This window comes from Massilia sp. CT11-137, assembly GCF_047302885.1.
GTDB classification, from domain to species: Bacteria; Pseudomonadota; Gammaproteobacteria; order Burkholderiales; family Burkholderiaceae_D; genus Telluria; species Telluria orientalis.
Genome location: NZ_JBKYMP010000002.1, coordinates 1,475,105 through 1,488,688 on the forward strand (window position 1 = coordinate 1,475,105; position 13,584 = coordinate 1,488,688).

Annotated in this window: 8 protein-coding genes and 1 other RNA gene; 3 read left to right on the forward strand and 6 right to left on the reverse strand. The window is 63.4% G+C overall.

All coding sequences use genetic code 11. The features are described from left to right. The first annotated feature begins 123 nt into the window (after positions 1-123). Positions 124-5,424, forward strand: a complete 5,301-nt coding sequence (locus ACEN98_RS23315; RefSeq protein ID WP_413387313.1) for a hypothetical protein — start codon at positions 124-126, stop codon at positions 5,422-5,424. Here the strand turns inward: ACEN98_RS23315 and ACEN98_RS23320 are convergent. The 6 genes from ACEN98_RS23320 to ompA all read right to left on the reverse strand — a co-directional run bounded on the left by ACEN98_RS23320 (position 5,326) and on the right by ompA (position 9,743). After that, positions 5,326-5,994, reverse strand: coding sequence for an Arm DNA-binding domain-containing protein (locus ACEN98_RS23320; protein WP_413387314.1), 669 nt, complete (start codon positions 5,992-5,994; stop codon positions 5,326-5,328). The genes ACEN98_RS23315 and ACEN98_RS23320 overlap by 99 nt on opposite strands. Before the next feature lie 209 nt (positions 5,995-6,203). Next, positions 6,204-6,562: a transfer-messenger RNA gene (gene ssrA, locus ACEN98_RS23325) on the reverse strand. 105 nt (positions 6,563-6,667) lie between these two features. Continuing rightward, entirely contained in the window at positions 6,668-7,258 is a 591-nt protein-coding gene (locus ACEN98_RS23330; RefSeq protein WP_413387315.1) for a glycine zipper 2TM domain-containing protein, read from the reverse strand. 247 nt (positions 7,259-7,505) lie between these two features. Continuing rightward, positions 7,506-8,204, reverse strand: a complete 699-nt coding sequence (locus ACEN98_RS23335; RefSeq protein WP_413387316.1) for an HAD family hydrolase — start codon at positions 8,202-8,204, stop codon at positions 7,506-7,508. Between the two features lie 10 nt (positions 8,205-8,214). Then, positions 8,215-8,922 (reverse strand): bifunctional 2-polyprenyl-6-hydroxyphenol methylase/3-demethylubiquinol 3-O-methyltransferase UbiG, encoded by a 708-nt coding sequence (gene ubiG, locus ACEN98_RS23340; RefSeq protein WP_056129533.1) that lies wholly within the window; start codon positions 8,920-8,922, stop codon positions 8,215-8,217. A 107-nt stretch (positions 8,923-9,029) separates the two neighbouring features. Beyond that, on the reverse strand, positions 9,030-9,743 hold the full coding sequence (gene ompA, locus ACEN98_RS23345; protein ID WP_371764796.1) for an outer membrane protein OmpA: 714 nt from the start codon (positions 9,741-9,743) through the stop codon (positions 9,030-9,032). A gap of 395 nt (positions 9,744-10,138) precedes the next feature. Between ompA and gyrA the strand changes: the two genes are divergently transcribed. Both gyrA and ACEN98_RS23355 read left to right on the forward strand, forming a co-directional pair. Further along, positions 10,139-12,754: a DNA gyrase subunit A gene (gene gyrA, locus ACEN98_RS23350; RefSeq protein ID WP_371764795.1), complete on the forward strand. Its 2,616-nt coding sequence runs from the start codon at positions 10,139-10,141 to the stop codon at positions 12,752-12,754. A gap of 278 nt (positions 12,755-13,032) precedes the next feature. Continuing rightward, positions 13,033-13,584 (forward strand): DUF2059 domain-containing protein, encoded by a 552-nt coding sequence (locus ACEN98_RS23355; protein ID WP_413339425.1) that lies wholly within the window; start codon positions 13,033-13,035, stop codon positions 13,582-13,584.

Below are 13,584 nucleotides of genomic sequence, written 5' to 3' on the forward strand. Positions count from 1 at the left end.
ACGGGAACAGTATCGTGCTCACGTGACGCCATCGACGCTACAATTGCCAAAAGTAAACTGGTGCGCGCCAAATGAACCTGACACTGTTGGCGAGCGACATAATAATGACACACGAACATTGCGATGCCCGTGACCAAGTCCTCGAAGCCCGCCCCCAAGAGCAAGAGAACCGCCGCCGAGAAGTCAGGAGCAACTGGGGCCAGGCGTAAGCGGACACCCCGCCGCGCCGATGATGCGCCCGTCGTTGCCAGTCCGGCAGCAACTGGGCCTTCCGGTGCTCTGCTAGAGGGGCATGTCGGCGCGCAGTACCTGCTGCCGCTGCTGTCGGGCGGGGAAGCGCGCGGGCTTCCGGGCGTCGTGGTTACGCGCGTGGCGTTCCAACGGGCCAGCCTTAACAACCCAATGGACGACGTCATCGTCACCGGACACGACCGCCAAGGCCAGCCCGCCACGCTCGAACTGCAGGCGAAGCGCACGATCGACTTCACAGCGAGCGACAAGATTTTCGCGGACGTGGTCGCGCTGGCCTGCAGGGCTGCGGCCAAGCCCGAATTCGCGGCAACGTCGCGCTATGAGCTTGCGGTGGCGATTGCACGCACCAGCACCAAGATCGAGCAGCACATCCAGGAGGTGCTGAAGTGGTCGCGCGAATACAAGGACGCGGAAGGCTTCTTCGGTCGGCTGAACCAGCCAGGTGCCGCGCACCAGGCGATGCGCGAGTTCGTCGCAGCCTTCCGTGGTCACATGCGCACAGCTGGCGCGGAGCACGACGACGCGTCCGTGCTGCGGCTGCTGTCTCGCTTCCAGGTGCTTGCCTTTGACTTCGAGCAGCCGGGCTCGGTCTGCTCGCAGTACGCCCGCGAGCGTTGCGCGCTGCAACTTGCGCCGCAGGACGCAGGGCGAGCGGGCGCACTGTGGGACTCGCTGCAGCAGATCGCATTTCAGGTTAATGCTGCTGGCGGTGATTTGGACGCCACGGCGTTGCGTGAGCGACTTACAGGCGAGCGCAGTTACCGGCTCGCGGGGGACCAGCGATTACATGTCGCGCGCGAGCGGCTGGCCGAGCTCGCGGAGGGCGTGCTGACCACCATTCGCACCAGCGTGCATGGCGTGACGCTTGACCGTGGCGGTCGTGTTGCCGCAGCTCTCTCGGCCCTTGAGCAGGGCAGATACCTCGAGATTCGCGGTGCCGGTGGCGTAGGCAAGTCAGGGGTGCTGAAGGACCTCGCAGGGCGCATTGGCGGCGAGTCCCGCGTCGTCGTCATCGCACCGCACCACGTTCCCGGTGGTGGCTGGGGCGCGTTTGCGGCACAGCTCGGCTGTGAGGTGTCGGCCCGCCAGTTCCTGACCGACTTGGCGGGCGACGGTGGCGGCACGCTGTTCATCGACGGCATCGATCGGTTTGACGATCTCGGTCAGCGAGTCACGGTCGCGGATTTGATCCGTGCGGCGGCGCAGGTGCGTGGATTCAGTGTCGTGGTCACCGCACGCTTGGACTTTGATTCCGACGCGCGCGCGTGGTTGCCTGCTCAAGCGCTGCAGGATCTTGGCCATGCACCGCCGCTGGTTATCGAGGAGCTCGGCGACGACGAGGTGGCTCACCTGCGGGATGCGAACTCTGCGCTCGCTGCGCTGCTGCGGCCCGGACATCCTGCCGAGAAACTGGTGCGCAATCTGTACCGGCTACATCGGCTGGCGCGAGGTGTGGCGGCAGACGTCGCAGCGCCGTTCAGCGAAGCGCAGATGGCGTGGCATTGGTGGTCGAAAGGGGACGCTGCAGATGCGACAGATGCGGCAGCTCAACTAGAGCGGTGCCGGGTGCTTCGGTCGTTGGCGGTGCATTCGCTGGCCTCGGCCGCTCCAATGGACACTGACATCTTGCCAGCGAGGGCGATCACTGCTCTGACCGAGAGTGGCTCGCTGCGTCCACTAAGTTCCGTTCGCGCCGAGCCCTCGCACGACGTGCTTCGCGACTGGGCGATCGGATGCCTCCTGTATGAAGATCCAAAGTACTTCACTGAGTTGGCGTTGGAAGCACCAGCGCCGGTACGTCTGGTGCGCGGCGTGGAGTTCACCGCGCGGTTATACGCGGAGGGCGACAGCGACGTTTTGGGATGGAAGGAACTCCTGGATCGGGTGAGCGCGCCCGGCGCGCATGGCTCGTGGCGTCGCGCCGTACTACTGGCCCTCGCGCGCACGGAGCGGGCGGACGAGGCACTAAATCGGTGTCTGCCAGTACTCGTTACGAACAACGCCGAGTTGCTTGCCGATCTGGTCCGGGCGGCCATCACCATCGATTCCAAACCAGCTGCGCCACTCTGGGCGGCGCTTGGCGCCGACACGAGCAAGCTTACCGATAACTTTGTCGCGCCGCGCGGTCCGGCGTGGGTCAACTTGATTGTCTGGTCGTTCGCAATCGGGGAACGCCTGCCTCACGCTGCCGTGCCGCAGTTCGTCGACCTCTATAACCGCTGGTGCAGCGCGTTTGCGGGCAAAGACGCGTTGTCGCCTCTGCTGGTAGCGCGCCTGTACGCCTGGTTGGTCGAGGTTGAGGCGAAAAAACACCCGGAGGCGTCAGGCTTCAAAGCGCGGATGGCCGCCAAGGAGGCGTCTGGATTAGCGATGACGAAGGCGCAGGAGAGCGACCTTCGCACGGCTTTCCTTCAGTGGTGCAAGCTCTGTCCGGCCGAAGCGGAGTCATACCTGCACGGCGTAGCCACCCATCCGCATCGACACATAGTATTCCGAGAGTTACTGTCGTTCGTTGGCACCGCGCCGTACGCTGCGCCGCGTGCTATGGCCGACCTGTTCCTGCAAGTGTTAGTTGAAGGAGATGATGCAGGGGATGACCGACGGTCGCGGATACGGAACTTGTTTTCGACATGGGACCGGGAGTATTTCCCCGCGTCGCCGGCACGCCCGCCGTTCCTCGCTCTGCTGCAGGCGAACAAGGAGCAGGGGCTGCGGCTGGTGCGCGGTGTCGTCGCGCACGCTGTACGGCGACGCTCTGGCGGCCGTGATCCAGGCGACAACTGCATCGATGTTTCGTTTCTCAACGGTCGACGCTCTTTCCCCTGGTGTGAGTCCTACATGTGGTCCCGCTCGCAGGACAGCCAAATCGCCGCGTCCGCTCTGATGGCCTTGGAAGCGTGGGCGCACCTACGTATCGAGCATGGAGAGCCCGTGTCTGCAGTGATCGAAGACGTTCTCGGCCCCGAAGGAGCTCCAACGGCCTACCTACTCGTCGCGGTCGACGTCATGCTGTCACACTGGTCAAAAGCGCGGGAATGTTTGTGGCCGTTTGCAGCATCGGCCGCATTGCTGGCTTTGGATCGTGACCGGTTTGCCTACGACATCGTGAACAGCAATGACACGGACCCCGGCTGGGTGCGCCCAGAGCCCGCTGGTGCTGTCAGGCTGGACGGCCTGCGGTATCGGCCTTCGCGCCGCACACCGCTTGACGCCGTGCTCACCGAATATGGGCTATATGGGCCTGCCGATGTGCGCGAAATGATGCAGGAGGCGCTGCGGGGTGATGCGGCACGTTTCGGCGCACCGGATGGCGAGAGCCGCGGCATGGCCGATCCAAGATTTGCCGCAATGAGCGCGTTGAACCAGCTCGATCCCGAGAACTACGTGCCGCGAGGCACGGATGAGGGAGGGAGGTCGACCGCCGAGTACGTATCTCCTGCCGAAGAGGCGCGGCTGCGCGCGGAGTTCCAGAGCAAAGGGCAGAGCGGCAGCGTCGAGGCAGGGATTCGTGTGCAACTCTTACAAGCGCTCACGAAACCGTGCTGTGCCGCAGAGCTTCTCGAAGAAGGCGTGCGTTGGGCGATGCGCGATGTGTCAACATTGTTGACCGAACAGGACGAGGACGAACAGGAATGGATCGAGCGCACGCGGTTCATCGTGGCCGCGCTGATTATGCGCGATGGTTCGCCGGAGTTGAAAGCTGTACACGGTGATTGGGCGCGTGCCCAACTGTCACAGGCGGCCATGCGCAAACCGGACGATACTGGGCTCCCGAAGCAATTGCGATATAACGCGGCCGGGATCGCGGCAGTAGGGTTCCTGGCCGCGAATCGGAACGATCCCGAGCGTGCGGACTTGTCGAGTCTCCTTAACTTGGCGGCTAGGCGCGATACCGCCATGGCATCGGTGCTGCGCGTTGAGATGGCAGCGCAGCGGTCGTTGCCCCCAGAACTCACTCGATCGCTGGTTCGACTTGGCTTGGCATCTGCCGTCTATGCCGTACGGCAATACGACGACGACTTTGATAACATCGACGACTATCGTACGCGCCAGCAAGCGGCAGAGACAGCGCGCATGGAGGCCCAGCAATCGAGGCTACAAAGCGCGGTGGCGGCAGAACTGCACTGGCTTGCAGGCGATGGCGCAGAACCGGGCTGGCCTGAGCTGCCCGATCCACGCCCGCCGAAGGGGCGACGAAGGATCACGCGCGGCGGGTTGCAGCGGCGGCATAAGCGATCCGATGTACCGTCGCGTGTCTTCGCGCTGGACGCGATTGCGGCGGCGCAGTGGTTGTCGCTCGCGGGCGAACTCTGGCGTGCGGCTCGCCCTGATCTGTTGTGCGCGTTGGTGCGTCATTGCTGGGCCTGGACCGCCGGAGCCAATGGCGTGGGTTGTGACCCCGATGAGGAGCCTGGCGAGTTGGCGTTTGAATGGAACGATGCCTATTTCACAGCCGCGCTCGCAGCGGCGGTCTCGATCGGCGACGGGGGCATTGAACAGTATGTGCTCGATCCCCTCACTCAATTGCCGGAAGAGCGGTTCCTTGATGCCGTGGAGGCTGTGCTGCATGCGTTGGATCCGCTGTGGCTGAACGACGCCGTGGTAGCGGACAGCACAGCCGTGTCGATCCGCGAGAAGCTGGTGCAACTGCTCGTGGCGACCCGGGCATGGCGTCGCTTGGCGCACAAGCGCTCCTCGAGCACGGAAATTCATCTTGCCGGAGCGGTTGCCGCGATGTTCATAGGGCAGCACAACATCGGACGAGGGCCGCGCTGCTACGTTCATCTCCTCGGGGCCGCGCGTACTGCCTCGCTTCTACCCTTGCTCACGCAATTGACGGAGCAGGCAGCCGGATCCATGTTTGTCGCTTTCGCCTTCCTCGGCCTGCTGGAGGTCGAGCCACACCCGGATCGGCTGATGTTCATGGCCCGTGCAGTGGTGGCGTGGTGGCGAGTGCAGGGCGCGAACGCCGAGTTCTGGATCGATCACGGGATCGCGCAGCGCCTGTGCAACTGGATCGACAAGGCGGTACTCGACGGGCCTGTCTCGCCGACAGTGCTTGACAGGCCGGAACTAAAAGCCATCGTCGACATCCTGGCGCAATGCGGTACGCCGTTGGCGAGGGTGCTCGAAGAACGCCTCGCGGCACGCGGGGCGTGCTGGTGCCAATGATGGTGCCGCGATCGCTTTGTTGCCGTAATGGGCGATGTGGTCGTGGACATACAGAACCCGTTGTTGCCTAGCAGAGCGTGTTCGATGTGCGGGATGGTGATGCAGGCTTTCCGGGAGAAGCACGATGTTGATCCGTACGTTTATGCTGGCGTGTGCGTCGCGCGCGAACGCGCGGGCCGACTTGACGTAGTGCAGGGGACCCCCTTCCTTCCTCTTCCTGGCGAGCCATTCGATGGCAACGACGCCGAACGTCTGGGTCACGGCAGCCGCGCCTTCGGCCCGGCGCAGGCGGCGCTCGCTCACGGGATCCTTGTGCTGGCGGAGCTGCGCCTTGACCTGTTCCAGTTCGGCGCGCGCAGTCGCCAGCGAGATGTCAGGATAGGGACCAGGCGAATAGGTCTTTTCTTTGCCGTCCAGGTGGTACTTGATGCGCCACACCGGGTTGCCTGCCCGCGTGATGAACAAATACAAGCCGCCGCCATCGGTCCGCTTTTTCTGTTTGTTCGACTCTGACTTCGCAATGAAGCCCTTAATCGCCTTGTCCGTTAACAGCCCGATACCCCCAGCCATGGTTCCCCTCCCGGTTGTTATCTGCCTGATGCCACAAATGACACCCCCAAAATTCTCGGCAGCGTAGGGATTGCGTGAGGACAACGTTGGACGACACCTGTTGACTTTATTCGGGTATCGTGCAGAGGGAAAAGCCAAAGAAAAAGCCGTCACGTGGACGGCTTTTCGGATACTTCGGAAGACCTTGGACGACTTCCGAAAAAAAGGTTTGGTGGAGGCGGAGGGAATCGAACCCTCGTCCGCAAGCACTCTACAGACAGTTCTACATACTTAGCACTGTCTTTTAATTTAACCTGGTTGACGGGGACGTGCACCCTGCAGCCAAGCGAGTTACCTAAAGTTTCGGAAGCAACCAGGTAACCCGGTTGAGTCCTAGCCTCTGTAAATGACTCTACTTGCCTTGCGGCACACCCCAGAGGCGAGGTGGTGTAGAGCTAGCAGCGATTAGGCTGCGAGTGCGTACGAGTTATCGTTTGCAGTTATTGATTTCTGGATGTATTTACGAGGTAACCAGTCCTCGGTATGCCCTGTTCTGCTTTGCAACCCACGTCGAAACCAGGTCGCCCCCAGATAGGAATGCTCATTGTACCGCAATCGGCCTCCGAGCGGAGAGCCCTGTAGTGCCCTCACACCCGATATGGGTGCGAGGTGCGGAGAATCAAGGCCCGGGGGATTAACGGCCCTGGTTCTGGTTGGCGATCTGGTTGCCCAGCATGCCGCCGCCGATGATGCCGGCGACCGTCGCCAGTTTGCGGCCGTTGCCGCTGCCCACCTGGTTGCCCAGCAGGCCGCCCACGACGGCGCCCGTGCCGATGGCGACGTAGTTCGGTTGCGCCGGCTGCGGAGCCGGGCGCGGTGCCGGCTCGCGATACGACGGCGCATCGTTGTGGGCGTAGCTCGTGTGGTGCGTCGTGTGGCGCGGGGCCGGTTTCGCCGGGACTTCCTTGATGATCGTTTCCTTGATCACCGTGGGTGCCGGGGCCGGCTGGGCGCTGGCGACGGCCGGCTGTGCATAGGCGCCCTGGACCGGCTGCAGGCCTTGCGGTGCCGTCGCATCCGCAGCCATCGGCAGGGCCGGTGCGGCGGTCGGCGCAGCGGCGTAGGCCGGGTTCACCTGGCTCGGAGCAGCCTCGGGAGCGCTGTGCGAGCTCGGCAGGAGGCCGGTGATCGCGGCCGTGCCAGCGAGGCTGACGACGATGACGGACACCGCGGCAGCTGCAACCAGCGGGTGGATACGGGAGGTGGCGGTCTTGATCGTTTCCATTTTGTATGCTCCTGAGACGTTGTTGTCGTATGGCTGTAGATTACCCAGAGGCATTGTCGAGAGATAGACGTATCCCTGTATCAATCGTAAAGATATGTAAATGACGAGCTGACCGATCGGGATCGCGATCTAACGAAGACGAAGACGAGAGCGTGATATCTGCAACTAACCGACGCGCGCCGCGACAATACAACCGCGCCGCCGGGGCAGGCGGCACGGCCAGGATGAAGCAATGATGAACGCCGGATCAGGCAGTCGTTACAGCAGCGCCCGCCAGCTCGCGCAGCGTGTCCAGCAAATGGCGCGGCGTGTCCAGCTGGTAGTGAGCACCCCACGTCGCCGGATCGACGGCACCGCAATAGCCCCAGTTGCAGGCCACGGTGACCATGCCGGCCGCGCGGCCCGCTTCGATGTCGCGCAGGTCGTCGCCCACGTACCAGCAGTGGGTCGGGTCGATGTCCAGGCGGCGCGCCGCTTCCAGCAGCGGGGCGGGGTGGGGTTTGGCGTGCGGGGTCGTGTCGCCCGAGATCACGCAGCCGGCGTGCGCCAGGCCGATCAGCGGGACGAGCGGGTCCGTGAAGCGGGCCGGTTTGTTGGTGACGATGCCCCAGGCCATGCCGGCCGCCGTCAGGCCGTCCAGCAGGTCGGGGATACCGTCGAACAGCGTGCTGTGCACGGCCATGTTGGACTGGTAGCGTTCGAACCATTCGAGACGCATCTCTTCATAGCCCTCGTCCCCCGGCGCCAGGCCGAAGGCGGCGCCGATCATGCCGCGGGCGCCGGCCGATGCGGTCGGGCGGAGGATGGCGTACGGCGTCGGTTCCAGGCCGCGTTCCGTGCGCATCCAGTTGACGGCCGCCGCGAGGTCGGGCGCGGTGTCGGCCAGGGTGCCGTCGAGGTCGAACAGGACGGCGCGCGGCGCGGACAGGGAAGAAGAAAAGGTCATGAGTCGGTACTTAGAGCGGCTTACTGCAGGCAACCATGTAGTTGACGTCGGTGTCCTGGTTCAGCGAGTAGATCTTGGTCAGCGGATTGTAGGTCAGGCCTTTCAATCCGTCGACGATGAGGCCGGCGTCGCGCACGAAGTTCGACAACTCGGCCGGCGTGATGAATTTGGCGTAATCGTGGGTGCCGCGCGGCAGCATGCGCAACACGTATTCCGCGCCGACGACGGCGAACAGATACGATTTGACATTGCGGTTCAGCGTGGAAAAGAACACGCGGCCGCCCGGTTTGACGAGCGCCGCCGCGGCGCGCACGATGGAAGCCGGGTCCGGCACGTGCTCGAGCATCTCCATGCAGGTGACGACGTCGAACTGGCCCGGCTCTTCCGCAGCCATGTCCTCGGCCGCGATCAGTTTATAGCGCACCTCCACGCCCGATTCCAGGCTGTGCAGGTCGGCCACCTTCAGTGCCTTTTTCGACAGGTCGATGCCCGTGACCTTGGCGCCCTTGCGTGCCATCGATTCGGCCAGGATACCGCCGCCGCAGCCGATGTCGATGACGTTTTTACCGGCCAGCGGCACGCGCGCGTTGATCCATTCCAGGCGCAACGGGTTGATGTCGTGCAGCGGACGGAATTCGGACGTCGGGTCCCACCAGCGGTGGGCCAGTTCACTGAACTTCTGGATCTCTAAGGGATCGGCATTGGTCGTCGTAGTCATAGGACGGAATGATAGCGGAAATGGGTAGCGGTACGGATGGGATCGTGAAAAAAACCGGGCCATAAAAAAACCCCGCCGCAGCGGGGTTGTTCAGGCGTTAAGCCAGATTACTGCTTGTTGCCGCGGGTACCGACGACTTCGATTTCCACGCGGCGGTTCTTCGCACGGCCGGCGGCGGTCTTGTTGTCGGCGACCGGCTGCTTCTCGCCTTTGCCTTCGGTGTAGACGCGGTTCGATTCGACGCCCTTGCTCTGCAGATAGGCCTTGACGGCTTCGGCGCGGCGGACGGACAGCTTCTGGTTGTACTCATCGGTGCCGACCGAGTCGGTATGGCCGACGGCGATGATGACTTCCAGGTTGATGTCTTTCAGCTTCGAGACCAGGTCGTCCAGCGACGCTTTGCCGGCCGGCTTCAGGACGGCCTTGTCGAAGTCGAAGAAGGCGTCAGCCGAGTAGCTCACTTTTTCCGAGGTCGGGACCGGAGCCGGTGCCGGGGCCGGAGCCGGGGTTGCAGGTGCCGGAGCGGCGACCGGCGGCGGCGGCGGAGCGACGCACTTGCCGTTTTCCAGACGCTCGGGTTCCACGCACAGCGGTGCGTCGCAGCCCGGGACCGCGTCGGCCGGGGTCCAGTAGCCCGTGCGCCAGCACAGGCCGAACGGATTACGGGCGATGACACCACGGGCATCCTGCACGTAAGCGCTGTACGGCGTCGGCGCCTTGATATCGGTGGTCAGCGGCGCATACGGAGGCGCACTTTGCGCGGATGCGCTGCCCGCCATCGCGGCCGTAGCTGCGAATACGAGGGTTGCCAATTTGTTCATATTTTTTCTTCCTTTCGGTAAAATCTTCTAGCGGCGAAACTGCCCCAGGGCAATAAGACGTGAGCATAATATTAACACTCGAGACAGCACGTCAGTTCCGCATTGTGAAACAAGCAATTAACGTCTCGGCCATTTTGCCACATACGCCACATCCGCACGACCGACCGGCGACCAATTGCCGTGCATGCTATTTGTCGCGTTGTTTCTGCGCAACAAGGTGTCGGAAGTCGCACGCAAGCTTGACGAAGGTTTATGACAAGCATGTGTCAAAGGGCTAATTGTGCTTGTTTGCTATCGGCGCCGCTTGCCGTTGAAATCGGTTATTGATAGGGCTGCCGTGGTAAAATCATGGGCTTGGAATATCACTTATCAGCCTGAAGGCGCCGACCCGCACAATGGATCAATTCGCAAAAGAAACAGTTCCAATTTCCCTGGAAGAAGAGATGCGCAAGAGCTACCTCGATTACGCCATGAGCGTGATCGTGGGCCGTGCTCTGCCGGACGTGCGCGACGGCTTGAAGCCCGTGCACCGCCGCGTGCTCTACGCGATGCACGAGATGAACAACGTGTGGAACCGTCCTTACCTGAAGTGTGCGCGCGTGGTCGGCGACACGATGGGTAAGTACCACCCGCACGGCGACGCGTCGATCTACGACACCCTGGTCCGCATGGCCCAGGACTTCTCGCTGCGCTACACGCTCGTGGACGGGCAGGGCAACTTCGGCTCGATCGACGGCGACTCCGCCGCGGCGATGCGCTACACCGAGTGCCGCCTGGACAAGATCTCGAACGAGCTGCTGGCCGACATCGACAAGGACACCGTCGACTTCCAGCCGAACTATGACGGCAAGGAAAAAGAGCCGACCGTCCTCCCGACGAAGATCCCGAACCTGCTGATCAACGGCTCGTCCGGTATCGCGGTCGGCATGGCGACGAACATCCCGCCGCACAACCTGTCCGAAGTGATCAGCGGCGCGATGCACGTCCTCCGCAACCCGGATTGCACGATCGACGAGCTGATCGAGCTGATCCCGGCGCCGGACTTCCCGACGGCCGGCATCATCTACGGCGTCTCGGGCGTGCGCGACGGCTATCGCACGGGCCGCGGCCGCGTCGTGATGCGCGCCAAGACCCACTTCGAGGAATACGGCAAGGACGGCGGCCGCATCGCGATCATCGTCGACGAGCTGCCGTACCAGGTCAACAAGAAATCGCTGCTGGAGCGCATCGCCGAAAACGTGCGCGACAAGAAGCTGGAAGGCATTTCCGACATCCGCGACGAGTCCGACAAGTCGGGCATGCGCGTCGTCATCGAGCTCAAGCGCGGCGAAGTGCCGGAAGTCGTGCTGAACAACCTGTACAAGCAGACCCAGCTGCAGGACACGTTCGGCATGAACATGGTGGCCCTCGTCAACGGCCAGCCGAAGCTGCTGAACCTGAAGCAGATGCTGGAGTGCTTCCTGTCGCACCGCCGCGAAGTGGTCACGCGCCGCACCGTGTTCGAGCTGCGCAAGGCACGCGAACGCGGCCACATGCTGGAAGGCCTCGCGGTCGCGCTGGCGAACATCGACGATTTCATTGCCATCATCAAGGCCGCGCCGACGCCGCCGGTCGCGAAGACGGAACTGATGTCGCGCGCGTGGGATTCGTCCCTCGTGCGCGAAATGCTGAGCCGCACCGAACTCGGCGCGTCCGGCGGCATCGAGGCGTTCCGTCCGGAGCACCTGCCGAAGCACTACGGCATGCAGCAGGACGGCCTCTACAAGCTGTCGGACGAGCAGGCCCAGGAAATCCTGCAGATGCGCCTGCAGCGCCTGACCGGCCTGGAGCAGGACAAGATCGTCAACGAGTACAAGGAAGTGATGCTGCACATCGCCGACCTGCTCGACATCCTGGCCCGCCCGGAGCGCGTCACGAGCATCATCGTCGACGAGATGGCGCAGATCAAATCGGACTACGCGGACAACGGCAAGGACACCCGCCGTTCGGCCATCGAGCACAATGCGTCCGACCTGGAAACGGAAGACCTGATCACGCCGCAGGACATGGTCGTGACCCTGTCGCACACGGGCTACATGAAGTCGCAGCCGATTTCCGAATACCGCGCGCAGAAGCGCGGCGGCCGCGGCAAGCAGGCGATGGCGACGAAGGACGAGGACTGGATCGACCAGCTGTTCATCGCGAACACGCACGACTACATGCTGTGCTTCAGCAACCGCGGCCGGATGTACTGGCTGAAGGTGTGGGAGGTGCCGCAGGGTTCGCGCAACTCGCGCGGCAAGCCGATCGTGAACATGTTCCCGCTGCAGGATGGCGAGAAGATCACCGTGATCCTGCCGCTGTCGGGCGAGAACTCGACGTTCCCGGAAGACCATTATGTGTTCATGTCGACGAGCCTCGGCACGGTCAAGAAGACGCCGCTGCGCGACTTCAGCAATCCGCGCAAGGCCGGCATCATCGCGGTCGACCTGGACGACGGCGACTTCCTGATCGGCGCCGCGCTCACGGACGGCAAGCACGACGTGATGCTGTTCTCGGACGCCGGCAAGGCCGTGCGCTTCGACGAGAACGACGTGCGTCCGATGGGCCGGACGGCGCGCGGCGTGCGCGGCATGAACCTGGAAGAGGGCCAGAACGTGATCGCGCTGCTGGTCGCCGAGAACGAGCAGCAGTCCGTGCTGACCGCGACGGAAAACGGCTTCGGCAAACGTACCCCGATCACGGAGTACACGCGCCACGGCCGCGGCACGAAGGGCATGATCGCGATCCAGACGTCCGAGCGTAACGGCAAGGTCGTCGCCGCGACGCTGGTCGACGAGACGGACGAGATCATGCTGATCACGACCGGCGGCGTGCTGATCCGCACCCGCGTGGCCGAGATCCGCGAGATGGGCCGCGCCACCCAGGGCGTCACCCTGATCGCGGTGGAAGACGGCACCAGGCTGTCCGGCCTGCAGCGCGTGGTAGAGACCGACCTCGAGGAAACGGAACTGGAGCCGGCGCCGGAATAAGCCGGATAGCCAGCGACAAAGCCGCCCTGACGCTCGCGTCTCGGCGGCTTTTTTTGCCCTCGGCATGATGATGACCGTCGTTCCCGCGCAGGCGGGAACCCAATTTCGAGCAGCCTGGATGCAAAACTTGGGCCCCCGCCTGCGCGGGGCGACGTGTCATATGCCGTCGAAATGGGACCTGTTGAGGATTTTTTGCAAGTTTCGTGCGAAAATCGAGGAACCCGCATTGTCATGCCGGGATTGCAAGCCCCCCGCACCAGCCATCATCAAGGACATCCGTGAAGAAAACTCTCGTCGCCATCGCCTCCGCCCTCGTCATTTGCTCTCCTGCCGCGTTCGCCGCGACGCCGGTGCCGTCAGCCGATCCGGCCGTCGTCGCCGCCACCAAGCAGATGCTGGCGTCGATGAAGATCCGCGACGTGATGCAGGCGTCGCTGAAGCAGGCGGACCAGCAGATGCCGGCCCAGATCAGCGCGTCGATGAATGCGATGATCGACAGCGACGCCACGCTCTCCGCGGAGAAGAAGGCCGAGGCGCACAAGAAGCTGCAGGAAGCGCTGCCCACGCTGACCGCGCAGATGCACGGCGTATTCAGCGACCCGACCCTCGTCGACGACATGCTGGCCGAAATGGTGCCGCTGTACGCCGAGACCTATACGCTGGACGAGATCCGCCAGCTGTCCGCGTTCTACGCGTCGCCGCTGGGCCAGAAGATGCTGGCAAACATGCCGACGCTGATGACCCGCAGCATGGAGATCAGCAACCGCGTGATGATGCCGCGCGTACAGAAGATGATGGCGCAGAGCGCGCAAAGCATCGTCGGCAAGTAA

Coding starts and splice junctions, on each gene's coding strand:
- ubiG (WP_056129533.1), bottom strand. CDS start 8,922: ATGACTACGACGACCAATGCCGATCCCTTAGAGATCCAGAAGTTCAGT.
- gyrA (WP_371764795.1), top strand. CDS start 10,139: ATGGATCAATTCGCAAAAGAAACAGTTCCAATTTCCCTGGAAGAAGAG.
- ACEN98_RS23335 (WP_413387316.1), bottom strand. CDS start 8,204: ATGACCTTTTCTTCTTCCCTGTCCGCGCCGCGCGCCGTCCTGTTCGAC.
- ACEN98_RS23320 (WP_413387314.1), bottom strand. CDS start 5,994: ATGGCTGGGGGTATCGGGCTGTTAACGGACAAGGCGATTAAGGGCTTC.
- ACEN98_RS23330 (WP_413387315.1), bottom strand. CDS start 7,258: ATGGAAACGATCAAGACCGCCACCTCCCGTATCCACCCGCTGGTTGCA.
- ompA (WP_371764796.1), bottom strand. CDS start 9,743: ATGAACAAATTGGCAACCCTCGTATTCGCAGCTACGGCCGCGATGGCG.
- ACEN98_RS23315 (WP_413387313.1), top strand. CDS start 124: ATGCCCGTGACCAAGTCCTCGAAGCCCGCCCCCAAGAGCAAGAGAACC.